At 65.2% G+C, this 22,344-nt stretch carries 23 protein-coding genes and 2 pseudogenes; 4 read left to right on the forward strand and 21 right to left on the reverse strand.

The annotated features are described in order from the left end of the window. The first annotated feature begins 18 nt into the window (after positions 1-18). The 4 genes from ACF1BH_RS21280 to ACF1BH_RS21295 all read left to right on the forward strand — a co-directional run bounded on the left by ACF1BH_RS21280 (position 19) and on the right by ACF1BH_RS21295 (position 3,558). Complete coding sequence (locus ACF1BH_RS21280; protein ID WP_391644347.1) at positions 19-525, forward strand: hypothetical protein; 507 nt, start codon at positions 19-21, stop codon at positions 523-525. A 10-nt stretch (positions 526-535) separates the two neighbouring features. Next, positions 536-1,936 carry a DUF3987 domain-containing protein gene (locus ACF1BH_RS21285; protein WP_391644349.1) on the forward strand — a complete coding sequence of 467 codons (1,401 nt, stop codon included), beginning with the start codon at positions 536-538 and terminating at the stop codon, positions 1,934-1,936. A gap of 175 nt (positions 1,937-2,111) precedes the next feature. Continuing rightward, positions 2,112-3,125, forward strand: a complete 1,014-nt coding sequence (locus ACF1BH_RS21290) for a hypothetical protein (RefSeq protein ID WP_391644351.1) — start codon at positions 2,112-2,114, stop codon at positions 3,123-3,125. Positions 3,126-3,321: 196 nt separating this feature from the next. Further along, positions 3,322-3,558: a hypothetical protein gene (locus ACF1BH_RS21295; RefSeq protein WP_391644353.1), complete on the forward strand. Its 237-nt coding sequence runs from the start codon at positions 3,322-3,324 to the stop codon at positions 3,556-3,558. Between the two features lie 149 nt (positions 3,559-3,707). On the opposite strand, the gene ACF1BH_RS21300 is transcribed toward ACF1BH_RS21295, so the two are convergent. The 21 genes and pseudogenes from ACF1BH_RS21300 to ACF1BH_RS21400 form a co-directional block, all read right to left on the reverse strand. Continuing rightward, entirely contained in the window at positions 3,708-3,974 is a 267-nt protein-coding gene (locus tag ACF1BH_RS21300) for a hypothetical protein (RefSeq protein WP_391644355.1), read from the reverse strand. Positions 3,975-4,019: 45 nt separating this feature from the next. After that, positions 4,020-4,256, reverse strand: a pseudogene (locus ACF1BH_RS21305) (peptidoglycan-binding protein); the annotation flags it as partial. A gap of 54 nt (positions 4,257-4,310) precedes the next feature. After that, a pseudogene (locus ACF1BH_RS21310) lies at positions 4,311-5,024 on the reverse strand (CHAP domain-containing protein); the annotation flags it as partial. A 63-nt stretch (positions 5,025-5,087) separates the two neighbouring features. Further along, the gene (locus ACF1BH_RS21315) at positions 5,088-5,354 is read right to left on the reverse strand and encodes a hypothetical protein (protein ID WP_391644357.1); all 267 of its coding nucleotides are present in this window, start codon (positions 5,352-5,354) and stop codon (positions 5,088-5,090) included. Next, positions 5,354-6,436, reverse strand: a complete 1,083-nt coding sequence (locus tag ACF1BH_RS21320; RefSeq protein WP_391644359.1) for a hypothetical protein — start codon at positions 6,434-6,436, stop codon at positions 5,354-5,356. The genes ACF1BH_RS21315 and ACF1BH_RS21320 overlap by 1 nt, the downstream gene beginning before the upstream one ends. After that, a complete protein-coding gene (locus ACF1BH_RS21325) occupies positions 6,436-6,924 on the reverse strand; it encodes a hypothetical protein (protein WP_391644361.1) in 489 nt (162 codons plus the stop codon). The genes ACF1BH_RS21320 and ACF1BH_RS21325 overlap by 1 nt, the downstream gene beginning before the upstream one ends. Before the next feature lie 41 nt (positions 6,925-6,965). Then, positions 6,966-7,796, reverse strand: coding sequence for a hypothetical protein (locus ACF1BH_RS21330; RefSeq protein WP_391644363.1), 831 nt, complete (start codon positions 7,794-7,796; stop codon positions 6,966-6,968). Continuing rightward, positions 7,789-8,553 carry a hypothetical protein gene (locus ACF1BH_RS21335; RefSeq protein ID WP_391644365.1) on the reverse strand — a complete coding sequence of 255 codons (765 nt, stop codon included), beginning with the start codon at positions 8,551-8,553 and terminating at the stop codon, positions 7,789-7,791. Before ACF1BH_RS21335 ends, ACF1BH_RS21330 begins: the two co-directional genes overlap by 8 nt. A 26-nt stretch (positions 8,554-8,579) precedes the next feature. After that, positions 8,580-9,653 (reverse strand): hypothetical protein, encoded by a 1,074-nt coding sequence (locus ACF1BH_RS21340; RefSeq protein WP_391644367.1) that lies wholly within the window; start codon positions 9,651-9,653, stop codon positions 8,580-8,582. A gap of 1 nt (position 9,654) precedes the next feature. Further along, positions 9,655-10,881: a siphovirus ReqiPepy6 Gp37-like family protein gene (locus tag ACF1BH_RS21345; RefSeq protein WP_391644369.1), complete on the reverse strand. Its 1,227-nt coding sequence runs from the start codon at positions 10,879-10,881 to the stop codon at positions 9,655-9,657. A 12-nt stretch (positions 10,882-10,893) separates the two neighbouring features. After that, the gene (locus ACF1BH_RS21350; RefSeq protein WP_391644371.1) at positions 10,894-11,817 is read right to left on the reverse strand and encodes a phage tail domain-containing protein; all 924 of its coding nucleotides are present in this window, start codon (positions 11,815-11,817) and stop codon (positions 10,894-10,896) included. Positions 11,818-11,908: 91 nt separating this feature from the next. Beyond that, positions 11,909-17,476 carry a transglycosylase SLT domain-containing protein gene (locus tag ACF1BH_RS21355; RefSeq protein WP_391644373.1) on the reverse strand — a complete coding sequence of 1,856 codons (5,568 nt, stop codon included), beginning with the start codon at positions 17,474-17,476 and terminating at the stop codon, positions 11,909-11,911. A gap of 8 nt (positions 17,477-17,484) precedes the next feature. Continuing rightward, positions 17,485-17,769, reverse strand: coding sequence for a hypothetical protein (locus ACF1BH_RS21360; RefSeq protein ID WP_391644375.1), 285 nt, complete (start codon positions 17,767-17,769; stop codon positions 17,485-17,487). Positions 17,770-17,894: 125 nt separating this feature from the next. Beyond that, positions 17,895-18,170 (reverse strand): hypothetical protein, encoded by a 276-nt coding sequence (locus tag ACF1BH_RS21365; RefSeq protein WP_391644377.1) that lies wholly within the window; start codon positions 18,168-18,170, stop codon positions 17,895-17,897. An 82-nt stretch (positions 18,171-18,252) separates the two neighbouring features. Beyond that, on the reverse strand, positions 18,253-18,912 hold the full coding sequence (locus ACF1BH_RS21370; RefSeq protein WP_391644379.1) for a hypothetical protein: 660 nt from the start codon (positions 18,910-18,912) through the stop codon (positions 18,253-18,255). An 81-nt stretch (positions 18,913-18,993) separates the two neighbouring features. Continuing rightward, positions 18,994-19,380, reverse strand: coding sequence for a hypothetical protein (locus ACF1BH_RS21375; RefSeq protein ID WP_391644381.1), 387 nt, complete (start codon positions 19,378-19,380; stop codon positions 18,994-18,996). Then, complete coding sequence (locus ACF1BH_RS21380; RefSeq protein ID WP_391644383.1) at positions 19,377-19,721, reverse strand: hypothetical protein; 345 nt, start codon at positions 19,719-19,721, stop codon at positions 19,377-19,379. The genes ACF1BH_RS21375 and ACF1BH_RS21380 overlap by 4 nt, the downstream gene beginning before the upstream one ends. Further along, positions 19,718-20,044, reverse strand: a complete 327-nt coding sequence (locus ACF1BH_RS21385) for a hypothetical protein (RefSeq protein ID WP_391644385.1) — start codon at positions 20,042-20,044, stop codon at positions 19,718-19,720. The genes ACF1BH_RS21380 and ACF1BH_RS21385 overlap by 4 nt, the downstream gene beginning before the upstream one ends. A gap of 11 nt (positions 20,045-20,055) precedes the next feature. Further along, entirely contained in the window at positions 20,056-20,586 is a 531-nt protein-coding gene (locus ACF1BH_RS21390; protein WP_391644387.1) for a phage gp6-like head-tail connector protein, read from the reverse strand. Positions 20,587-20,621: 35 nt separating this feature from the next. Then, positions 20,622-21,740, reverse strand: a complete 1,119-nt coding sequence (locus tag ACF1BH_RS21395) for a hypothetical protein (protein ID WP_391644389.1) — start codon at positions 21,738-21,740, stop codon at positions 20,622-20,624. Positions 21,741-21,810: 70 nt separating this feature from the next. Further along, the gene (locus ACF1BH_RS21400; protein ID WP_391644391.1) at positions 21,811-22,344 is read right to left on the reverse strand and encodes a hypothetical protein; all 534 of its coding nucleotides are present in this window, start codon (positions 22,342-22,344) and stop codon (positions 21,811-21,813) included.

Consider the following 22,344-nt stretch of genomic DNA (forward strand, 5'->3'; position numbering starts at 1 on the left):
CACGAAAGGGGACTGAGCATGGCCCGAAAGGAAATCCGCATCGTGGACGATAGCTGCGACGCCTGCATTGAGATCGGCCAGGACGAAAGAGCGGTCGATGTGATTCGGGTGGGGGCGATGGTCTACCACCTGTGCCAGACGCACCACGAGAAGTTCGCGACCTACTTCGCCGACCTGTTCAAGAAGGCCCACCAGGAGCCCGAGCCGGACCCCAGGCCGACCGTGGTCATCACCGGGAACATCCGGGGTTACACCGCCGAGGAGGCCCGCGAAGCGGCCGGTCGGCTGGGCTACCGAGTCACCGGGCACGTGGACGCGGACACGGAACTGATCATCTGCGGCACGCGCCCCGCCTCCCACAAGGTCCGGGAGGCCGAGGAGCACGGGACGCCCGTCCTCGACGCCACCGGCCCTCGCACGTTCGGCCGCTGCATCGCCGCCGGGAAGTTCACGCCGTCCGGCGCGCTGCCCAAGACCCAGCGCAAGATCACCACCGCCCCCGCGCGGTCCGCCCAGGCTGTTTGAGAGGGACACCATGAAGTTCGACGCCATGAGCTACGGCCCGATCGGCGCGGCCGTGAAGCGCGCGATGCCGCACAGCGAGGCCGACCCCATCGGGGTCTTCGCGGCCTCCCTCTCCCTGTTCTCCGCAGCCATCAACGGCCACGTCCAGATGGAGTCCGGGCGCCCGGTGGTCGTGTGGACCGCGCTCGCCGGCCGTTCCGCTATCGGCCGCAAGGGATACGCGCTCGGGACCGCACGCGGAGTGATGGACCCCAGCATCGGCGGATTCCTCGGGGCCCGGATCGTCTCGGGTATCTCCTCGGGCCCGTCTCTGGTCAACCACCTGTGGAACCTGGAGATGGACACCATGGGGAGCGAGAACGGGGTGGACGGTCGGGCCCTGATCATCGAGGAGGAGTGGGCATCGATCCTGAAGCGGTCGCGGCGCTGCCCCACCTTCTCCCAGCAGCTCCGGACCGCGTGGGACGGGAAGATGATCTCGAACACCACGAAGGGGAAGGGCGCCGACGCGGTACAGGAGGTGTACCGGCCGCTGCTCGGTTTCCACGTTCACATCACACCCGGCGAGTGGGCCAAGTACGTCTCCTCGGACGAGGCCCTGGGCGGGTCCTTCAACCGCATCCTCCCTGTCCTGGTCGAGCGGTCGAAGATGCTGCCGTACGACCACGTGCCCAACGTCGAAGGCTCCCCGGAACTGACAAAGGCGTACCGCTGGGCGCAGCAGAAGACGCGGGTGATGTCCTTCAACAAGGACGCGGGCAAGCGGTACGACGAACTTCGGTCGGTCATCGAAGACCGCATGGTCGAGCTTCCCGAATCCCTCTCCTGCTACCTGGAACGGACCGCCGAGCAGGTGGTCCGCGTCGCGGCCGTGCTCACGGCCGCCGAGATGAAGACGAAGATCACGAAGAAGGCGCTCGAAGCGGCGTGGGAGTTCGTGCAGTACTCCATGGCCAGCGTCGAGAAGTTGGTGAAGGACGCCGCCACCCCGAAGCGCACGCTCAAGCCGGTCACGGAGATCATCCGGGAAACCCTGATCGCCAACGGCGGCGAAGCCCCGTCGAACGTCCTTCAGCCGAAGGTGCAGAGCCGCGTCAACGCGGCCGGTCTCAAGGCCCTGGTGGAAGAGATGGAAGACGTGGTGATCGAGAAGGTGAAGAAGGGAGGCCGCGGGGCTCCGACCATCCTCTACCGCCTGGTGCAGAGCGGCGAGGACCAGACAAAGGAGGAGACCCCCGAGGGAGCCCCCGCCCGGCCCACGCTCCGCGTAGTCGAGCCCGCGGAGCCGAAGCCCGCCCGGAAACGCACGGCCAGCTCGGCGCCGAAGCAGCAGCCCAAGAAGCAGGCCCAGCCGAAGCCGAAGGAGCCCGTGGCCCCGTCGAACCCGCTTGCCCACCTGCTGACCATCTGACCGGACCATGAAGCACGACGTACGAACGCGGCCCGAGGGCCGCGTTCAGTGTTTGCGGTGCCGTGCCGCCTTCCTCACCCAAGAGGCGGTTGGCCGACCCCGCACCCCTTGCCCTGGTGTCCCGGTGGCCCACGGCCTCCCCGGAACGCGCGAACACCTGGTGCACCCAAGGGGCTTGGACCGCTCCTGCGCGGAGTGGAACTGCCCCGACCCCGATCCCGAGCACCACTGGCACGGCCCGGACCCGTACTGCGACGAGCTGACGTGCCGCCTGTGCTGCCACGACTGCGACTGCGACGTGTGCACCGGCACCGTCCACGCCCCCGGCCTGCACGTGCTTGACGACATCCCCGAGCGCGAGCGGCCCCGTACCGCGAAAGGAAGGAAGCAACGCATGACCGCCGACCTGAAGGACACACTGACCCACTTCACCGAGGGCGACTACGTGACAGCAAAAGGGGTGGACACCCGAGGGCACGACGTGACCCGCGTCGGCACCCTCCTTGCCCCGCCGAAACCCGTCACAGCGCAGCGCAACGGAAGACGGGCGAAGGGGTGGAGGCTGTTCGTCGGGCTGGCCGGCACGAGCACCAGCCAGCGCTCGACGTGGGTCACGCTCTTCCCCGATGCCGGTTCGATCGAGAGCGCCCGACCGCCCCAGGTCGGAGAGTGGCAGAACACCCCGCTCGGCAAGATCCCCGGAATGCGCGCCTCGACGGAGCTGAACGTGCGGGTGCTCTTCGGCGGCAAGGGCGGCAAGCGGTCAGCTGAGCCGACGCAGAACACGCTCGCCCGCATCGTCCACAACCCCGACGAGCACCGCTACGAAGTCCGCGACGCCGAGACCGGAGAGACGCTGCTGTGCCCGTCATGGCAGACCGCGATCTGGTGGTCCGTTGCCCCGGATGAGGCCGACAGCCAGACCGAGGAAGCAGAGACCGACGAGAGCGGCACGCTCACCGCTACGGGCTACGCCCAGGCCATACGCGGCCGGGGGCCCGAGCTGGACGAGGGCCAGGAGGACGACGAGCCCCCCACACCGAAGGCGCCCGCGCGACGTGGTGTGCTGACGGAAGGCTGGCTCGGAGACCACTCCGAAGCGGGTTGGGTGGTCTGGAACCTCCAGCGCACAGCCATCCTCGGCTGGCTCAACCACGACCGGACCAGCTTCACCCCGGCCGACCAGTGAGCCCACTCGACATGCCCCAGCAGCGCCCCCGCCCCTGCTTCGTGCGGGGGCGCTACTGGTCACTCGCCCTGAAGTGGCGAGACGGAATCTGGAAGGACGCACCGCCCACGTACGCTGACGAGCGGTGCTTCACAGGAAGGACGCACATGGGAGACACCACGAACTCGCCGGCCGGGCGGGACGGAGGGGAGAAGGCGTGACCAGGTACCTCTCGACCTCATCCGCCGTAGCCACGTATGTCGTCATCTTCCGCGATGGCACCTCGACTGAGATCCAGGCGAGGCGACTTGATGTTGATGAACACGGCTTGGCGTTCAGTGGCCGGAAGAACGAGCAGCAAGGGATGGGGCTCGTGGCCTTCATCCCGCATGGTGAGCTGCGCATGGTCAGCGTCGCGGAGAAGAGCAAGGTGACGAAGGCGCGGGACGAGTAGCGAACGCCGTCAGCGGTCGGCGAGGCGGGCACTGGGTCGGCCGGCACGGAATGACGAAAGGGCCCCCGGCCTCCCGCGAAGGGAGGCCGGGGGCCCATTTCTTGTTTGTCCACTCGTCGTGGACTCTCTCTCGAACCCGAGATGTACCCCTACACCTCAGTCTTCAGACCGGCCTCGATGGCGGTCAGCTCTGCTTGCAGCTCGGTCGCACGGTCCCTCGGGGAGTCCTCGTGCAGAGCCGCGTTCGTCTTGGTGTTCTCGTGCCGCTGGGCAAACTCACCGACACCGAGCAGCGTGGCGGCCGTCGCGACCAGGGCCTCCCACGGCACGTCCGGGAACCGGGTCACGAGCAGAGGCACCAGCGCGGCCAGGGCCGCGAAGAGCCGGACACCGTGGTCCTTGATGAATTGATTCATTATGTGCACCCCTCTTGAGGAAATGGAACGGGCTGGCCAGAGGGGCTACTGCATGAGCCGCTGCCAGGTGTCGGGCCCCGGGTAGCCATCGGCCTCGCTCCCGCGCCAGCCCTGCGCCTTCTGGAAGGCCCGCACCGCGTTGCGGTCGGCGTCGGTCCACCGCGGACCCGGACCGATCGCGTAGAAGCGTCCGTAGCCCCTCTTCACCAGGGCCTCACCGAGCCGCGTGACGTGCTCGTTCACCTGCCCGGACCGGAACTTCGAGGTGCCGGGGAACGCGGGTGTCTTCGGCTTCGACGGCTTGGGCTTCGCCGGGGCCTTCTCGGGGACCTTCACCTTCTCGCCGGGGTGGATCAGGTTCGGGTTCTTGATCTGCGGGTTGAGGCCGATCACTGTCGCGAGGGAGACTCCCGCAGCAGCCGCGATGGTTGCGAGGGACTGGCCGGCCCGCACGACGACGCTCTTCGTCTTGCCGCTCGACGGCTTCGAACTGCCGCCCGAGCTGGAGGCTGGCGCGGATACCGTCGTCTTGTAGTGGAAGCCGGGCTTGCCCTTCTTCGACGGGTCGGCGGTTGTGACGCCCTCGCTGTACTTCGGGTATCCGTAGCCGTGCACGTAGGCATCCCGGCGGAGACGCTTGCGCTTCATAACGCCATTGCCGTTGGCGTCGTTTGTCAGGCTGGTATTTCCCTCGACTGTGTAGATGTATTTCGAGTCGTACGCGTAGCAAATACCTGTGTGGGTGCTGCCAGACGTGCCGTAGATAACCTGGGCACCGATCGCCGGGTACTCACTCCAACGGCCCTTTTGCTTAAACCAGCTCATGGCGGTGAATACGCTCGCGGTTCGCGGGAAGAGGCTGGCGACACCAGCCTTCATCGCAACCCAGCTCACCCAAGTTGCACACCACGGCTGGTAGTTACTCCACTCAAGACCCGGCACCTGGCCGCTGTACTTCTGGTGACCGCTCGGCCGTTCGCCCGGCGCGCGCTGCGCGCGGTAACCGACCTCGGCGGAGGCCACGGAAATTACCTTGGAAGCCTGACTCATGCTGCCCCCTTTCGGGCATGAAAAAAGCCGGTCCGAGACCGGCGTACGAGTAATGCGGATGGATCAGCGTCGGAGAGAAGTCACCCGCTCGGGATCGAGCGCGGTGAGGAGCTGGATCAAGCGCTGGTTCTCTGCCTCGATGCGGGCCAGCCGCTCCTTGACCTCCTCCATGTCGGCCTGGAGCCGGTCAGCGCGTGTGCGCTGGGCTTCGGCCTCCTCCTTCCAGACCTTCGAGGTCTGCGTGTGCCACGCGGCTTTGACCAGAACGAAAGCCGCTACGACCGAGGCGGCCGTGCCGGCGTATCCGAAGATTTCGGTGGGCGACATCATTAAGCCCCAATCCGGTAGCCCAGGAACCCTGAGGCCAACTGCTGTTCTGCTGTGCCGGTGATGTTCCCGACGCGGCCTGAAGAGACGTAGACGTCGGTAGAGATAACATCGGAAGTTCGCAGGCTGACGATTACGCTGCTCATGGCGCTATCCATGTAAGCGGCATTCTCGTACTGGGCGACTCCCATTCCCTTGGTGGTCCCGTTCACCTTCAGGTAGAGGCATAGGTGCCCCAGGGACTTGTCGAGCTTTCCGCAGACCTGCCCGTGAATCAGATAGCGGCCCGCAGTCTTCGGTGAGAAACCAGTGATTTCACCAGATGAGTTCTTTACGGCGATGAAGCCATTGAGGTCCGCCGTGTTCCACGGCAGGTTCACCGCGGTACCTCCGCTGACGGTCACGCTCTTCGTGCGGGCAGCAGTGAAAAGCGGAGGGTTCCGCAACCACTTCTGTACGTCCCGAACCTGCTGGTTGAACGCTTCCGCCGTGACTAGCTCGCGGAGCTGCCACGACTTGAGTGCGGGAAGCGCGGGTGGGCTCGACCAAGGACTGCTGCTGACCCGCAAGACCGAGAGTCGGCACCCAGCGGACATCGCCTCGGACGACCCGAAGGTGACGACCCGCCCCTTGTCGGTGAACACGCTCGCCGTGATCACGTCGCCGGCCTTCAGGTCGAGCAGCCGGTGTACGAACGCGGTCTGCTGGTAGGCGTTGCGGGCCGTGACAATGCCACGGCCCACGAACGTCCCATTGACCGTGATGAACACGATGAAGTGCGAGTCGGGCGTGCCCCCACCTACTTCGGCTGTCGTGGTCAGTTCGATGGAGTACCAGCCAGCCTCGGCCACCTTCACGCCTGCCTTGTTCGAACCGCTGGTGGTCACGGTCATCCGGTCGGCGAGGGAGCTGGTGAAGCGGATGCCGCCGACCGAGCTGGCCCCGGTGTACGTGTACGAGGGGGAGCCCCACAGGGTGGCGTACGGCGGCTTCGCCAGGTCGATGTTGACGTCTGTGATCCGGGAGTTGAGGTGCGCGGGATCCAGGTGCTCGTCGGCCGTCCAAGTTGCTGGAGTCGTCGCCATCAGTACAACCCCTTCCAGCAGAGCTGGAGGGCGCTGGCAGACGTCATCCAGGCCCCGTCCGTGAAAACCGCGGTGCGGTTTGGTGTCACGTACACCTCAGTCGTGATGATGTCGTTCGCCCGAAGGTGAAGAGTCCCTGCGCAGTACGCGGTGTCCTGATAGCCGCTGTCCTCCGCGCTGGTCACGCCTCGCAGCACGCGCGCCCCGTTGACGCAGATGTCGATCATGAAGTGGGAGACGTCCGAGGGCTGACCGCACAGGCTGAATGCGGCGTAGTACATGCCGGCCTGCGTGACGGTGACGCTCGGGATGGTGCTGCCGCTCTTGTTCATCGTGATGCCGACCGCGTCAGCGGCCTCCCACGGAACCTTCTGCATGGACCCGCCGGTGATCTTCAGCGCCGTCGTCCGCTTGAGGGCGATGAAGGGCGGATCGAGGAGGAACGAATGAATGTCCCGGATCTGCTCGTTCAGCTTCTCGTGAGCCACGACTTCCCGGGCGCTCCAGGACCTGATAGTGGGCAGCATGGTCACCCCGCGTAAGTCGTCGTGTTCAGTGTTGAGTTGGTGGAATCGCCCAGAATCCACGTCGGGTGTCCGTCGCCCTGTCCAGGGATGGTCACCAGGAAGACGGCTGCGTCCTTCACCGTCGCGTCGAGCGCGAGTTCGCCGGGGGACCCAGTGCCGCCGGGAGTATCCGCGGCGAGGAGGCTGACCTGTTCCTGGCCGAAGGCGCCGAGATGCTGGCTGCGCGGGTTGAAGCCCTGCGGCCAGGCGAAGCCAGTCAGCGCGTCGGAGGCTGCCAGGGCGATGTAGAGCGCGGTGAACTGCTGAGCAGGCATGAGAGGGACCTTGTTCACGCCGTGGTGCTCGGTGATGCCGGAGACCGGTGAACCGGGGCTGTGGATGTTGCCGTACCGGTAGGTGAGGTTCATCAACACCGTGTTGGGACTGCCGGTCACGTCCCACCGGGTCTTCGCCCCCCGGCTTGGATCCCACGGCCACGCGGCTACGTGCAGGCGCAGGCCGGACGGGAAGGTGAAGACGGCCGGCACGACGCCGGGCGGCTCGATCAGTCGGGGAACGCGCGGCTCGCCGGACTGCTGGGCGCATACGGAGACCACGAAGTCGTTGGTCCGGGTGCCTGCTGGCAGCGCCAGCTCGGCGGTGTCCTTCTTCGAGTACGCCCCCTTCGTGCTCGCCACGAACGAGGGGAACTCGCGGGGAGCTGGGGCCGAGGGCATCCACTCGGCCCCGTCCCAGTACAGCGGAGGCTTCGTGGCCCAGGTCTTCCCGTCCCAGACCTTAGAGGTCTGGTTCACCCAGGACGAGCCGTCCCAGACCTTGACCTGGTTAGGCATACTGCACCCACACATCCCCCGGCTTCGGAGAAGCAGGTGCGTTGGGGCCGCTGAAGACGCGGCTGGTTCCGATGTTCGCGGCGTTGATCGGGCCCTTGGTGTTCACTGTGCCGTCGCCCATCACCTGGAACAGGGAGAGGTCCGAGGCCGGGGAGGCAGGACCGTTCACGACGTTGATCACGGGGGTAGCCGAGGAGAAGTCGGCCGCGCCGATGCACAGCGGGGACTTCTTGCCCAAGGTGTCCAGGTAGATCGCACCGCTGTTGCGAATGCGGGTCTTCTCCACCCCGCTCGCGGTCTTCAGGTACAGAACGTAGCCCGAGGTGTCGGCTGTGTCCGGCACGATGGCCGAGAGCCAGCGTCGCCCAGCCGGCATGGGCAGCTCGCCACCGCTCACCGACATGTAGTTGACCAGGCGTTCATCCGTGTAGGCCCGGTCTTGGTGCGGGTCAAGGGCCTGCTGGTGCCCCTTCAGCCGTTCGCCCACGGTCACGGAGACCAGGGCCACCTTGCCGACACCGAAGTCCACCCAGACGCGCTCGGTGTCGTCGGGCGGGCCGTAGAAGGCGGGGATGAACCCGCGGTTGTCGGCAACGAGCTGGATGATCGGGACGCCGTCGGCGTCGGTCAGGTCGGTGATCTGCACCGCACCGTCCGAGGGGCCGTCCCAGACCGTCCCCACGGCCCCGGGCACGCGCTTGCCGTCGATGTCCTCGGCCACGTCGGAGGCTGTGCCGCCGTAGAGATTTCGTGCCATGAGCACCCTCCTTTTTATTTAATTCATCAGCCGAAGATGTTCGCCTCGTACATCCCGGAGAAGGCGATCTCCGACTTGGCGGGGATGACTCGGAGCGTGTCCAGGCCCTCCTTGAGGGAGGCGACGTTGGGGACGTACATAGTCACGTGCTGCGCGCCATTGCCCTTGAAGCAGTAGCCCTGGATGTCCATGAAGTTCGGTAGGCCAGAGTTGTAATTTGGGTTCCGCAGAAAACCAGTGAAAATCTGGCCAGTGTCGCCGTTCGCTGTCTGTGGCAGTTTGAATCCGAGGGCAGTAGTGCCTCCGGTGTTCTCGATCGGCTTCGTGGTGGTGTTGTTAATGTTCACCGAGAAGTAGACAACGTTGGGTGCGACCCAGCGCCATCGCCCGGTGAGTGTGAGGCCCGAGGACGGTACGGACTTCGCATTCACCAGAGAAGGCGTATAGGGGCGGGACTTGCCAAAGTGGCGAGTGATTACGTACCCATCGCGACCGTTAAATGCCTCATATTGGGTATCGCCACCGTTGTTGTCGAGGTCGTAGAGGAAGGTGCCGACCTGCTGAAAGGTGCCCGAGGCTCGCGTGTTCCACGGCGTCGAGATAGCGGGAGGCATCTTGAAGGGCATCCGGCTAACGGGGGATATCGCCCCGTCCTTCGCAGGCACGTCCACCTCGTACAGGACCATCTCCCAGACCTGGCCGGCGTTGCGCTGCGGCTGCGGCGCTATTGGGGAGGCAGAAGGCTGGCCCTTGACCGCGGCCAGGTTCACCGAGCCCTTCACCACGTCGGCCCGGAGCACGATCGTGTCCTTGCGGGCCTTGTCCGTGGGGTTGGCCTCGATCGTCACGGTGGCTGCGGCAGTCAGCTGGTAGTAGAAGCCGCCCACCCAGGCCCTGCCCGGCTTGACCTCAACCGCCCGGCCGTTGATGACGCGAGAAGCAAAGGGGAGGACGGAGCCGGAGTACGACTCGGAGGCGAGAGTGAAATCGACACGGTCCCCGCCCCACATGCTGGCCATTGCCTGCCACTGGACCTGGGAGACCATCTGGGATCCGCCAGACTCATTGGTCTCGGCGAAAGGGTAACTAATCTCAGCCATTTCACATTCTCGCTTCCAGCTTTCGGAGCTTTTCCCGCATTTCCCATACGTTCTTGTATAGGTTCAGAGGCTCGCCTGTTCCTTGCTCGCCGACCTTCGGAGTGACAGTTACCTTTCCTCCGTCTTCAACGGAGATGTTGACCTCGCGGACGACATCTACGTACTCGGTGCCATCGGTGGCGACAGTCACGATGTCGCCGACGAAGTAATCCCGGCCGAACATGCACTGAGGAGTATCGATCGGGTAGATCTGGAAATTTCCGTTCTTCTCGCCCTCCTTGAGGGCGGAGTCCGCAGCTTCCACGACTGCCTTCTTCGCGGTCTCGAATTCTGCGTCCGTCATGTCCGAGGAGTTCTTCACCGGCTTTCCGGTGGCGGGGTCCGTCTTCAACGCGAGGTCCCGGCGGTCAACGAACTGCTCGCGCTTGACACCCCACTCGGCCTCTGCTTGGGCGTCGATCTTCTGGAAGACGTAGCGCTCCTTGCCTTCGCCTTGGCAGGCAACCACGACGCGCGTGGTCCGGGGCGCGGACAGCGTGTAGACGAACTCCCGGAGATTCCCCAGCTCCTTGGCGAAGCGGATCTCCTTCGACTTGTCCCGAGGAGTGAAGATGTCCAGCTCGATCTTCTTTGAGTCCGGGCTGTAGACGAACCGGTAGCCGATGTCCTTGTTGGCGCACCAGTCCTCGGCCGTCGTGCCGATCACGTCGTACCGCAGGGACGCGGACACGTCCTGGCCGATGGACGGGGCAGTGCCCAGGTCCACGCCGGCCACCCTCCGGTCGGCCAGGGAGCCAGGGCCGAAGCCCTTGTTGAACTCGTCCCACAGGGCCCTACCGGCCTTGCCGGTCACGGCACGGGTGTCCTTGCCCTTGTACTGCTGGGCGATGGGCAACGTCGGCTCGGGAAACGCCAAGCGGTCGTACGCGAGTTGGTTGTCGCACTTCCCCGCGATGTAGAGGGAACCTTCCGCGGTGTGCTGCTGCGTCGTCCAGTACTTCTGGAAGGACTCGATCTGCCCGGAGAACACAGGCCGGATCACGCCGTCCTGCCAGACGACGATCCCGCCGCCCTTGTCGAAGAGCTGTGCCTGCGCGGTGCCGTCCTTGATGAGGAGCTGCCACGTGCCGACCTGGCAGAACCGAATCACCAGGTCGAGCTTGATCCACGTGTCCACTTCCCCGATTCGGTTCAGGTTCCGGTCACGAACCTCCACTCGGTATCCCATGCGCACCTCGCCTCAGTACGTCTCGTAGCGAGGCCGCAGCGACAACCGGAGGGAGGCCGAGCCGGCACCCGCCACCAGCTCGACACCGGCCGTGGACTTCCCCGAAGGGATCGACCACAGCGAGGGGTTGGCGTCGAGCAGCGGCCAGTAATTAATTCCTTGATCGTCCTTGAGGGTCTTGAAGCCGGGTCGGGTGTCCACGGTGAGGACCCGACCGTCGGCGACCGCATCGGAGCCGTCCGGGCGGGCGCTGATGCCGAAGGACTCTCCGGCCGGACTGGTGAAGCGGAATGCTTTCACCGGGCCCTTGATCTCCCACACTGGCCAGGCCCGTACGTCTCCCGGATTCACCACCGGAATCTTGGAGTTGGAGAGGGAGCCTTTCGAGATCCTGAGCGGGTAAAGGGCCTTGCCGTGGGCGAGGAACGCTTGGCCTTCGCTGAAGCTCCACTCGGCGACCTGGATGTTGCGGGAATAGAAATACGGGTCGAGCGCGTCGAGTTGGAGCCCGTACTTGATCCAGCGGAATCCAGAGTTGTCCCCTCCCTCATTTCCTTCGAGGCCGCCTTTGTAGTAGCAGGACAGGTAGCGGGGCTGGCCGTCCGCTTCCACAAACTTCAAGATGCAGGGGCCGTTCTGCGGACTCACCGCAGAGATCAGTCTGTGCTTCAGGTCCCGGAGGGTCCGGCGGTCGATACCGTAGAGGTAGAGCGGCAGCATGACCTCGCGGGCAGCCGTCCGGGACGAGCGGTACATGCTGCCGTCCAGGTTGGGGGACTCGTCGGTGTATATCTCGACCGGCGGCGCGTCGAGTCCAGTCGCACCGGCCTGCATGAAGATCGCGGGCCACTCTCGATTGGTGAAGCCGGTCAGGGGGATTTCCTCCCCCTGACCGTTGCTTCCGGTAATCGAAACGTAGGTGAGGCCCCAGTCCATCGGCTTGGGAGGTATGGGCCGAGGACTCGGCACGTCCTCTTGGACTTGATCCCGTGTTGCCGGAATCGGCATAGGAAACCTCCCTTTTCAATTACCTGCCGTACATCGCCTCCGCGTACTGCATGGCACGGAGAACGGCCTGAGTGGTGTCCTCAGATTTGGCCTCGTGAATATGAATCTCGTACCGCTTGTCCTGATCGGAGAGCAGGTCACGGGTTCGGCGGTCCGAATAGACTCGCTCGCCTCCACGGAAATCAATGAGTTCCGGCCCGTTCTCTCCGACAAGGCTGAGACCAGGAGAGGCAGAGAGTGTTCCTGTCCAATAGCCACTCGTTCCCGAAAGCGCCCTGGTCCAGTTCTTCCCGTATCGGTGGGTGGCGTAGTTGATGCCCGCGTAGATGGAAGCCAGGGGATTCGTGATCCCAAGCTTCCGGTACGGGCCGGCGTACGCCGCGAACGTGGGCGGAATGGTCTGCATAAGGCCCTGACTGGGAACGCCGTTGATGGCATTGATGTCCCAGTTGTTGATGGCCTTCGGATTTCCCCCGGACTCCACTCGGATTCGGTGAAGAATCAGGTTGGTGTACTTGAGGGACAGTCCGAGTTCCTTGAGTGCCCGCTGCACGAGCGGAGTCCAGCGGGTGACCGCATTCCCCGGAAGACTGTCAAATGCAGACAGGTCACCGACGAAGCTTTCGTCCTGATTCTCAAGAATCTTCGATATCGCAGATTTGCTCTTCTTGGCGCCGGCTCCGCCGATCGCTCCGGCCCAGTCGCCCTGACCGATCCCATCCAAGAAGGCGTCGAGCACCTTCTTCAGGATCGGATTGGCGGTGTCGGCGAACATGCCGGGGAAGGACTCGTCGGCCTTGCCCCAGGCGGAGAGGACGCCGCCGGTCGCGAAGCGAGGCAGGCGCCCGGCCATCGCAGCCCCGTTGAGGCTGTGGATGGTCTCCGCGCCCAGAGCCCGCGTCACCTCGGGCCGCAGGATTGATTCTCCCGGCGAGAGCACCGCAAGAATGGAGTCCCGTCCGGGCGCGAAGCCCGGCAGGACTCCACCCTCGGCGTACTTCGGCAGGTCAGCGATCTTGTCCAGCTTGGCGGGCGCCAGCAGCTTGGAGTTGACCGGGCTGATCATAGCCCGCTGGATGAAGTTGACCGCCTCGCGGACGTTCGACTTCACGGCCGTGGGGACCTTGTTCATCGACGTGCCGATGTTCCGGCGGGAGGTATCGAAGGACCGCTCCAGCGAGGACAGGCCCGACTGCATCTCGGAGAAGGATCCGCGGACCTGCCGGGAAGCCGTCGAGGCACCCTTCTGCAAGCTCGACATCGACCCGATGGCGTTCCGCGAAGAAGTGGACGCCTGGCCCTGAATGGACGACCACGACGAACGGCTGGTGTTCGTCAGGGACTTGAGCGAGCTGGCCGTGGGGCCCGCCATCTCCCGCTGCATCCGGTTGAGCGCCGGCCTGATGGAGGAGTCCACCGACGACCGCACCTTCGAGGCCGTGTCCTTCCACGACGAATTCAACTGGGACTGCATGGCCTTGACGGCCTCGCCGCCGTCCCCCAAGGACACCTCGATACGGTCCACCGCGTCTTCGAACGCCTCAGCGTCCGGAGCCGGGATGATCGCCTTCGAGGTCTCGTTCTTCTTGGAAGTGCCGAGATTTCCCCGCTTCGCATTCCGGTTAAGGTCCATCACGGTCTGAACTCCGAGAGCCCTTACGGCTTCGGGGCGCAGAACTGCCTCACCAGGAGAGAGGAGTGCCCTCACCCGGTCGTCGTCCGGTGAATAGCCGGGGACGATGCCGCCGCTGGCGAACTTGAAAAGCCCCTCCGTGTTGGGAAGGCTTTCCTTCGCCCGCTCGTAGAAAGAATCCCAGACTTCCCCTGCGAACTCGGATGGGTTACCCAAGATCTTGCCCACGAGATCGATCATGGACTTCACAGAGTCGATGACGCCGTTGAAGAGGTCGGTGAAGGTCGATATGGCCTCGTCCAGAACCTTCTTCGGATTGGTGATGAGATCCTTAGCTAGGGAGCCAAGGCCCTTCACCATGTCGGCGACGCCCGAGAAAAGATCCTTGATCATCTCCAGGAGGTTCGACGGGCTGAGCAAGTCCTTGGTGAACTTCGCTCCGCGCTGGAGGATGTTCCCCTGGCCCTTCCAGACGTCATCCCAGAAGAGCTGACCCGCAGTCGGGGCAACGGCGCCGGCCGCAAGGCCGATGACATTTCCGATTCCTGTCGGAGTTGCCTTCAGGAAATCAGGAAGGCGGGAGAACATGAACTGGCGCAGGTTCGCGAACCGGTCGTTCGCTGCTCGGCCCGACGCGTCACCGCCGGCATGTGCACCCCATCGCCGGACGTTCGACCCGGACTGCCCGCCGATCTTCGAACCGGCGGCGGCCATGTCGATGCCGCCCCCGAATGCCGCGAACCCGGAGGACAGGTCGATGCTGCTGGTCAGCTCGTCGAGGATCGAGAACGGCCAGCGTCGGCCGCCGCCGCGTCCCCGGCCTCCGGCGACACCGCCCTTCGCGAAGCGGGAGAGCCGGCCGCGGACTGCGGCCTGGTTCCAGGCGTGGATCGTGTGCTCGCCCAGGTGGGCCGTGACCTCCGGACGAAGGATCGCCTCGCCGGGGGAGAGGACCGCCGGGATGTTGTCCACACCCGGTGCGTAACCGGGAAGCACACCGCCCTGGGCGAACTTCTTGCCCTTGCTCTTGCCCTTGCCGCTGCCTCCACCGACACCGGTGGCGACGTTGACGTCCTTGATGTTCCGGCCGAGCCTGTCAGCCTTCTCGGCAGCCTCGTTCAAGGCCGCCTTGAGCGTGTTGACCTTCCCCGTGACCGTGGACAAGGACCGGGCGTTGAGGTTCGTGATCCGGCCGGACACCGAGCCGGGCGACTTCGCCGTACCGATCGACTTCGACACGTCGGAGACCGAGCTGTCCAGGCCCTTGAACTGGGACCGGACTCCCGACAGGGTCTTGCCGTTCAGCGCGGACACGCGCCCGGAGGCGGAGTCCACAGAGCGCTTGGTGCTGCTCACCTCGTCTCGCAGCGACGAGAACTGGCCCTTGAGGGCGCCGGTTGTCTTCTTGTTGAGGGAGGAGACCGCGAGCGCGGCATTCTGGACCTTGTCCTTGAGGTCCTGGACGGTGCCCTCGGTCGTGTCGAACTGGAGCCGCAGGGACACCAGCTTCCGGTCGTTGAGCTGGCTCACCTCACGGGCCGCCGAAGAGACCTTGCCCTTCAGGCCCTCGGCCGTCGTACCCGTCTGCCGGAACTCGCCCTGGAGGCGGCCCAGGCCCTCGTTGTTCAGCGGAGTCGTGCCCTGCGTGATGACCGATCGCACCTCACGCTGCGCCGAGCTGGCGGCGGCCGAGACCGACCGGCCGCCAGCTGAGCCCGCGAGCTGGTTCACGATGCCGTCGAGCGAGGTCCGGTTGACCTGCTGGAGCGCGTCACGCAGCGCCTGCGTGCGCTGCTCGGACTGACGAAGCGCACGCTCGGCTTCACCGGTCTGCACCTGGATCTGCTCGACCTGCGAGTTGCGGCCTCGGACACGGTCAGTGGCCCGGCGAACCGGCCCTCGCTCGTCTCCGCCCCGCAGCTCGGTCCGCTTGGCGCGGTACCCCTCGCGGAACGTGCCGCCCTCCGCCCAGGACCGCGTACCGGCGAAGAACTGGCGCCCGGCACGGACACCACCACGGGCACCTCGTGCCCCGGCGGCGGCAGGGCGCAGGCCGGAGCCGGCGAGCTTGGTGAGCTTTCCGACCGTCTTCGTCAGGACGCCCATGCCGATGAGCAGAGGAGCCGCGACGGCAGCGATCTTCGCGAAGATGAGGAGGGCGTCCTTGATGGCCGGGTGCTGCCGGACGAAGTCCACCGTCTCCTGGGCCCAGCTCGTCAGCTCGGAGATCACATCGAAGAAAGCTTTCAGCGTGTCTTCAGCGACACCTGATTTGGCGACGGACGAGCCGAGCTTCGTGACCTGGTCCAGAACTCCGTCGTCGCCCATGAGCTTCTGGCCGAGTTCGGTGTACTGGCTGGGCTTGTCGCCCTCACCGCGGTTGATGAACAGGTCGGAGAGGCCGAGCCTCGCCCGCTCCTGAAGGGACTGCACACGGCCGGTGATGGTTTGCGCGCCGATCTTCGCGGCGGCGCCCTCGCGGTCGCTTCCCTGCCAGTGCTCGATGATCTTGTCGATGAACTCGACGCCGGAGACACCGCCGGACTTCTTCGGGTCCTGCATGGCAGCGGCCATCGCGGCGAAGGCCGTCTTGTGCTTCTTGTCGGACTCGAAGCCCATCATCGTCGCCAGCTCTTCGGCCGGCATACCGGTGGACGCCTCGAACTGCTTCAGGTTCCGCATGTTCACGCGGTCCGTGTCACCCATGATGGTCAGGGCGTAGAGACCTCGCGCGACCATCTGAGGGTCGAGGATTCCGGAGGCTGCCGCATTGTCACCGACCGCCTTGATGACGTGCTCGGTCTTCTGCGCGGCCCCCTTGGAGGAGGAGCCATGGGACGTGAACACTCGCGCAAATCGCGTCGAGTAGTTCTGCATGTCCTCCAGCGAATAGGGAGTGGCGACCGCATAGTTGGTCATGTTGCGCGACAGGTTGTTGATGTCGCGCTGATTCAGCTTCATGCCCTGGAGGCCGAGTTCCAGGGTCTTGAACGAGTCGGCGGCCTTGACGCCGATCGTGGTTAGCACCGAGGAGACGAGGGTGAGGGGGGCCAGGAGGTTGTGAGTGATGAGGCGACCGGCCTCACTGGCGGATGAGCCCACCTCGTCAATCCCAGAGCCGGTCTTCCTCAGTGAGTCGCGGACTCGGAGGATCGACTGATTGGTGTTGGCCTCAAGCCGCTGGACGTGCTGGTTGTACCCCGCGATCTGCTGGCGGAGGTTCGCCGAGATCTGAGTCTGGGCGTGGATCTGGTTTTCGAGGTCGGCCCGCCGGGCGGCCTGCATCGCCAGCCCGGTACGCCGGGCCTCCTCGCGGATCTCCCGCTCTGCCTCGCGGGCCGACTGAACCCGTTGCCGCTGCATGGTGCGGCTGGAGTCGGCGGCCAGGCGGTCACCACGGGTGCCTTCCTCGCGGGCCTGGCGCTGGGCGGTCTGCTGTGCCCGCTCTGCGGCGACGGCACGCTGCTCGCGCTGGCCGATCTCCCGGATACGCGCCTGTTCGGTCTTCTGCTGGGTGCGGGTGGCGTGCTCCCCGGCCTGGGTCTCCGCACGCATCGTGCGATCCAGGGCCTCCTTGGCGGTCCGCGCCACCTGGTTGTGGAGTTGCCCCCGCTCCGTGGCGAGCTGCTTGTCGTCGCGGAGCCGCTTCGTGGTCTCCTTGCCGAGCTGCTTCGTCAGGCCCTGCTCGACACGGAGAACGGACTGTGCCGTCTTCTTGGCGGAGGCTTCGATCTCGGCCGTGGCCTTCTTCGCCGCTGCGGCGGCGGCCTTGGGTAGAGAGGACAGGCCCTTCGTCGCGGCCTGCGAGAAGCCCTTGCCGGCCTCCTCGCCCGCCTTCACGAGGGTGGTCTTCAGATCCGTACGGAACTTGGCCAGGGCTTCCCGCGCAATGCGAGGAGCGATTTCCACATAGCCGCTACCGACCTTGATAGCGCTGCGATCAGTACCAGCCATGTGGCCTCCTACATACTGCTCATGCGAGAAAAGAAGCTCGCCAACTCCTCGCCTGTAGCGAATTCGTGATCGACCTTGCGTTCCTCGGGCTCGGGTTCACCGGGCCTGGGAATCGGAGAAGGCGGATCTAGCCCGTCAGCCTCAGGAGAATTGGCCTTGAGGAACAGGAAGTTGGACAGCTCCATGGCGTCCGAGACGCGAGCCATCAGGTATTCGCCGGGGGACCATGACGTAGATTCGTCCATGGCGGCCATTAGTGTTGAGCGGCCCGGCTTCTTCAGCAACGACTTCATCAGGGTGTGAACCCTGCGGAAGGAAAGCCGTCCACGCCAGAGGTCGAGAAGATCAACCCCGAAGAATTCGAGGAGATCCGCTTCGAGTGGATCCCCGAAATCCCGAATGACGTGGACGGTTCCGATCAGTTTCCCGCGTCGTCAAACCCCTGTGCCTCGGAGAGCTTCTGGGAGAGTTCCTGGAAGTCACGGATGGTGGCACCGGAAGCCTTGTACGCCTCCCACTGTTCGAGGCCGAGAATCAGCTTCACGGCGTCGATCTCGTCCTCGCACTCAAGGAGGCCGACAGGCATGTCCAGCGGGTGCGGAACCGTGAACTCAACTCCGCGGTGCTCGAAGGTGATCGGGGCCTTGTCGGTCTCGGCCTGCTTGGCAGTGGTCTTGGTCTTCGCAGAAGCCATGGGTACTCCAGAATGAGTGAAGGCAGGGGGTGGGGTGAGAGAGGAGCCGGGGACTTTCGCCCTCCCCGGCAGAGGCTTTGAATTACGCGGCGAGGGCGAAGTCGGATTCGGGTCCAGAGCCCGAACCGCCCTCGGTGGGCGGGGCGATGCCGAGGCCGAGGACGTCGTCGTTCGTGAGGACGTAGCCGAGTCGGCCGGCGGAGTCGAGCGCGTCAATGGTCAGCTCGAACTTTCCGTTTTCCGCGCGCTGAAGCTGAATTGCTCCACGGTCGGACACCATTGCGCGAGGCACAACACAGCGGTAAAGGATGCCCTTCTGCGACCAGTCCACGACAAGGGAAAGCTCCGAAAGCTCCGGAGTGGACGAAAGGTCCAGTCGGTAAGAGCCGGTGGTCTGGCCCTGTTCGTCCTTGACGGGAACCCACTTCGCACCGAAGAAGAGTTCAGTCGTCAGCTGGTTGAATTCCATCAGCGTGGCCTTCACCTGGAAGGCTGCCGACTTCACGTTGTAAAGAACGGGCACGGCGCTCTGCCACACGTTCACCGGGTCCGTCTCGATGGACGGGGTGATGGTGACGCCGCCCTCGTCCACGTAGCCGAGGCCCTGGTAGCCCTCCGGGGCCGCCTTGCCATCGCCAACATCGCTGGGGAGGACGGTGGTTGCACCGGCCGTGCCAGGGGCCGGCGCCATGAACAGACCCCCGTTGGGGGCAAAGCGAATCTTCGCGGCATCGTTCGCCATACAGACTCCCACTTTCGACTAGCAAGTTTTGGGGTAAAAAAGAAGGCCCCGTGAAGGGCCTGGATGGGGAGAGGTCGCGGATTAGGACTCCGCGATGAACACCGAAATCTCTCCGCCGTACATGTGCTCGCGGGAGGTGGCATCCGGGTAGTACCGGGGGCTGGAGATCTCGGCCACGTCGAGGACTTCGGCTGGCCCTACCATCTCGCCGGGCAGCTCCTCAAGGAACAACTCCCGGCAGCGGAAGGCGAGCTGTACGGCCTTCTCGCGGTCCTGGTGATAGACGTCGTACTCGATGTCGAAGCGGTCCATCCGGTCCCGCACGAGCCGGTACCCCCCGCTGTGCTCCAGGTACACCGTGGTGTCCCCGGCTTCCCGGCTCGCCATGTCGCCGGTCGGGCTGCCGACCGGGATATCGGGCTGGGCCCGGAGGTACGCCGTCAGCACCTCGACAGGATCGACCCTCATTCGGCCCTCGCCTTCGCCAAGGCGGCCTTCAGGTAGTGACGGCCCTCGACTCGGCGGCCCTGTGCAGTGAAGCCCGCTTCCTGGAGCATCGCGTGCCGGACCCTCGGGTCACCCTCGATCGTGACGTTAGCCCTCCACCCGAACTCGTCGGCGGCCACGGTGACGTCGATGTGCTTCCTGATCTCGTTCCAGTACGTCTTCGAAGTACGGCGGTGAGGCGCTGTGCTCTTCGCATACTCGGCGATCTTGACCGCGGGAGCGGTGACGGCCCTCTTCATCCCCTGCTGCCGGAACATCCGAGCCTCCCAGCCCAGTTCCAAGCTGAAGTCGGCCCTACTCATCGCCTCACCCTCCACGCCTTGATGTAGATGTGGGACAGGGCACCGGTACGCCAGGGCAACGGCTCGCCCTCGACCTCGAACATCTCGCCGCGGATCAGCAGCCGGTCAACCGCCTCAACGTCGGCGTCCGGTGGCAGAAAGACCACCTGCCGGATCTGCGAGGTCTCCCGCTCGGGAGAGCGGTACTCAAAGGCCCGGTCGGGCTGGACCGATGCCCAGCCCGACCAGACCACCCGAGCGTTCTCCCAGTCGCGATGGCTGGTGTAGGCACCCGCAACATTCTCTGCGCGGTGCACTTCAACCCGCACCTTGAAAGCGCGCATGGGAGACCCCCTTACGTACGACGGAGAGTGAGAGACCCGGCCTTGCGTCGGTAGCGGCGTAGCGAGGTCATCGCGGTCGGCGAGAGCGCCTGCGCCGCGGAAGAGGCGCCGAACTCCACCTCGATGTCGCCGACCCGTTCCGAAACGACGCCGGGGCTGACCGCGAGCCAGCGAATGACCTCTGCACACACCACGGCCTTGAGGCCGGCCGGGGGTGTGACGTAGCCCCACGAGCCGGTGACGTTCACGGCCTGGCCGCGCCCCCAGCCCGCCGACCGCCAGAGGGACTGCCCCCGGAAGGACCAATCCGTCAGGGGCTCGTCCTGGTCGAAGCGCACGGAGCCGATCACCAGGTTCGGCAGGTAGCGGGGCGGGATCACGAGCTGCTGGTCATCGACCGGCACCAGGGCGAACGTCTCGTCCTGGTGCTGCTCGAAGGTCCGGCCGCAGTAGTCCTCCACGAAGGCGGTCGCATCAGCCAGAAACGCTTCGACTCGAGGCCTCTCCTCTTCGGGGATGGGGCGGCCCAGACGGGCGGCCACGTCACCGACGGTTGCCAGAGGCAAGGTGCCCTCCCCTACGCAGCGAGGGCGAAGTCGGCCTTGGCCGGATCGACGGCCTTCTCGGTGATCGCCACCTTCAGGCCGCGCACGAACGACTCGCCGATCGAGACGCCGCGCACCTTGTAGTCCGGGTCCTCCTTGACGGTGGACAGGCCGTACATGGTGTCGAGGCCGATGGTGTCGGCCTTCTTGGCGTAGTCGTAGTCGATGAGCATCCGGGTCGCGATGCCGTTGATGTTCTGGATCGAGCCGTTCACCGCGCCCATCGGGATCGCCGGGCAGGCCGAGACCAGGAGCATCGCGCTCTTGTGGAAGAGGTACATCTCCAGCCCGAACGAGTTATGGATCACGATGTCGAAGCCGTAGATGCGGCCGACCACCGCGCGCCGCAGGGCGTTGGTGTCGCCGCTGTAGTCGACCGCGACGAATTCGGGGTCCTTGAGGAGGATCGCCTCGACCTCGGGGCCGGCGATCAGGTACCGTTCGCTCGCGGGGATGTTGGCGACGTTCATGGCCATGCGGGCATCGACCAGTGCGGTACGCAGGCCCAGGGCGCGGGCCTTCATGTTCTCGCCGGTGCCGTCCGCAGTCGGGATGGTGACCTCGACGTCGCCGCCGACGACCTTCTTCTGGGCGGAGGACAGGCCGCTGCGGGTGATGTTCGCCTTGATGAACTCCGCGGTGGTGTCGTCGAAGTACTCGGCGAAGCCTCGGGTGAGCTTGCTGAGCACCTGGGAGCCGAACTGCTTCAGGTCGAAGGCGACCTGCTCCATGCTGAGCGTGGTCGCGTTCTGGGCAAGGGTGTCCAGGCGGACCGGGAAGCGGGACTCGTTGATGAAGCCCTGCGGGGCCAGGCGCGGGTCGGTCGGCAGCGGCCGGTCCGACGCGGCGGCGAGCTTGTTCCTGTCGCCCTTGACCGGGTTCTCGATCGGGGCCGTGATGCCCGCCGACTGGACCGGGATGCCTCGCGATTCACGGTTGACGTTGATCACGTCACCAAGGCCGCCCGTGAAATTTAGCTGCGAATACCGGGCCGGAATTCCGCCGAGGGTGAGCTGTCGGTCCAGAAGGCCGAGAGCGGCGATCGTGACCTGCTTCGGGTCAAGGTTAAAGTGATGCGTCGTAAGCGCCATACTGCCTCCAAGAGGGCATGAAAAAAGCCCCCCAGAGCTGGAGGGCTAACGAAGAGTGGCCAGGACCCGCTTAGATGAAGGAATCGCCAGCAATGAAGTTGGCCAGCTCATTCGGGTCCATAGAGGAAAACCGGCTGTTACCGCCCCGGTGGTAACCGGCTCCCATGAGCTGAGGGAACTCGGGCGTCTCCTGCGGCTTGGGAAGGGACGCGATGAACTCCTTGACCTTCTCCTGGTCCGCGCGGCCGTCGTCGGCCACGAAGCGCGCGAGGTCGAGGTAGTCAGTCGGCGCGGTGACGCCGGCCGACGCCGCCTGCACGCGGATCTCCGCCTCGACCAGGGAGGTGCCGACCTCGGAGAGAGTGGCCTTGCGGGCCTGCTCCTTGGCGGCCTCGATGGCCTTCTCCTGCTCGGTCATCTGGGAGCGGCGCATCTCATCCAGCTCCTTCGATGCCTGCTTCCAGCGCTTCTCGTTCTCGCGAGACAGGCGCCGCCACTTCTCCACATCATCGGCGGGGCCGGCGTCGTTGGCCTGGTCAGCCGTTTCGGGCTGCTCGACCTCGTGGGCCGAATCCTGCACAGAGGTGTTCCGAGTCTCTTCCAT

It is taken from the genome of Streptomyces sp. NPDC014733 (genome assembly GCF_043083385.1).
In the GTDB taxonomy this organism is placed as follows: domain Bacteria; phylum Actinomycetota; class Actinomycetes; order Streptomycetales; family Streptomycetaceae; genus Streptomyces.

What these genes read in the sequence shown, in the direction of transcription:
- ACF1BH_RS21400 (WP_391644391.1), bottom strand. Translation starts at nt 22,344, where the DNA reads ATGGAAGAGACTCGGAACACCTCTGTGCAGGATTCGGCCCACGAGGTC.
- ACF1BH_RS21335 (WP_391644365.1), bottom strand. Translation starts at nt 8,553, where the DNA reads ATGGCACGAAATCTCTACGGCGGCACAGCCTCCGACGTGGCCGAGGAC.
- ACF1BH_RS21360 (WP_391644375.1), bottom strand. Translation starts at nt 17,769, where the DNA reads ATGAAGTCGTTGCTGAAGAAGCCGGGCCGCTCAACACTAATGGCCGCC.
- ACF1BH_RS21280 (WP_391644347.1), top strand. Translation starts at nt 19, where the DNA reads ATGGCCCGAAAGGAAATCCGCATCGTGGACGATAGCTGCGACGCCTGC.
- ACF1BH_RS21355 (WP_391644373.1), bottom strand. Translation starts at nt 17,476, where the DNA reads ATGGCTGGTACTGATCGCAGCGCTATCAAGGTCGGTAGCGGCTATGTG.
- ACF1BH_RS21300 (WP_391644355.1), bottom strand. Translation starts at nt 3,974, where the DNA reads ATGAATCAATTCATCAAGGACCACGGTGTCCGGCTCTTCGCGGCCCTG.
- ACF1BH_RS21375 (WP_391644381.1), bottom strand. Translation starts at nt 19,380, where the DNA reads ATGAGGGTCGATCCTGTCGAGGTGCTGACGGCGTACCTCCGGGCCCAG.
- ACF1BH_RS21285 (WP_391644349.1), top strand. Translation starts at nt 536, where the DNA reads ATGAAGTTCGACGCCATGAGCTACGGCCCGATCGGCGCGGCCGTGAAG.
- ACF1BH_RS21345 (WP_391644369.1), bottom strand. Translation starts at nt 10,881, where the DNA reads ATGGGATACCGAGTGGAGGTTCGTGACCGGAACCTGAACCGAATCGGG.
- ACF1BH_RS21385 (WP_391644385.1), bottom strand. Translation starts at nt 20,044, where the DNA reads ATGCGCGCTTTCAAGGTGCGGGTTGAAGTGCACCGCGCAGAGAATGTT.
- ACF1BH_RS21395 (WP_391644389.1), bottom strand. Translation starts at nt 21,740, where the DNA reads ATGGCGCTTACGACGCATCACTTTAACCTTGACCCGAAGCAGGTCACG.
- ACF1BH_RS21365 (WP_391644377.1), bottom strand. Translation starts at nt 18,170, where the DNA reads ATGGCTTCTGCGAAGACCAAGACCACTGCCAAGCAGGCCGAGACCGAC.
- ACF1BH_RS21380 (WP_391644383.1), bottom strand. Translation starts at nt 19,721, where the DNA reads ATGAGTAGGGCCGACTTCAGCTTGGAACTGGGCTGGGAGGCTCGGATG.
- ACF1BH_RS21330 (WP_391644363.1), bottom strand. Translation starts at nt 7,796, where the DNA reads ATGCCTAACCAGGTCAAGGTCTGGGACGGCTCGTCCTGGGTGAACCAG.
- ACF1BH_RS21320 (WP_391644359.1), bottom strand. Translation starts at nt 6,436, where the DNA reads ATGGCGACGACTCCAGCAACTTGGACGGCCGACGAGCACCTGGATCCC.
- ACF1BH_RS21340 (WP_391644367.1), bottom strand. Translation starts at nt 9,653, where the DNA reads ATGGCTGAGATTAGTTACCCTTTCGCCGAGACCAATGAGTCTGGCGGA.
- ACF1BH_RS21315 (WP_391644357.1), bottom strand. Translation starts at nt 5,354, where the DNA reads ATGATGTCGCCCACCGAAATCTTCGGATACGCCGGCACGGCCGCCTCG.
- ACF1BH_RS21370 (WP_391644379.1), bottom strand. Translation starts at nt 18,912, where the DNA reads ATGGCGAACGATGCCGCGAAGATTCGCTTTGCCCCCAACGGGGGTCTG.
- ACF1BH_RS21350 (WP_391644371.1), bottom strand. Translation starts at nt 11,817, where the DNA reads ATGGACTGGGGCCTCACCTACGTTTCGATTACCGGAAGCAACGGTCAG.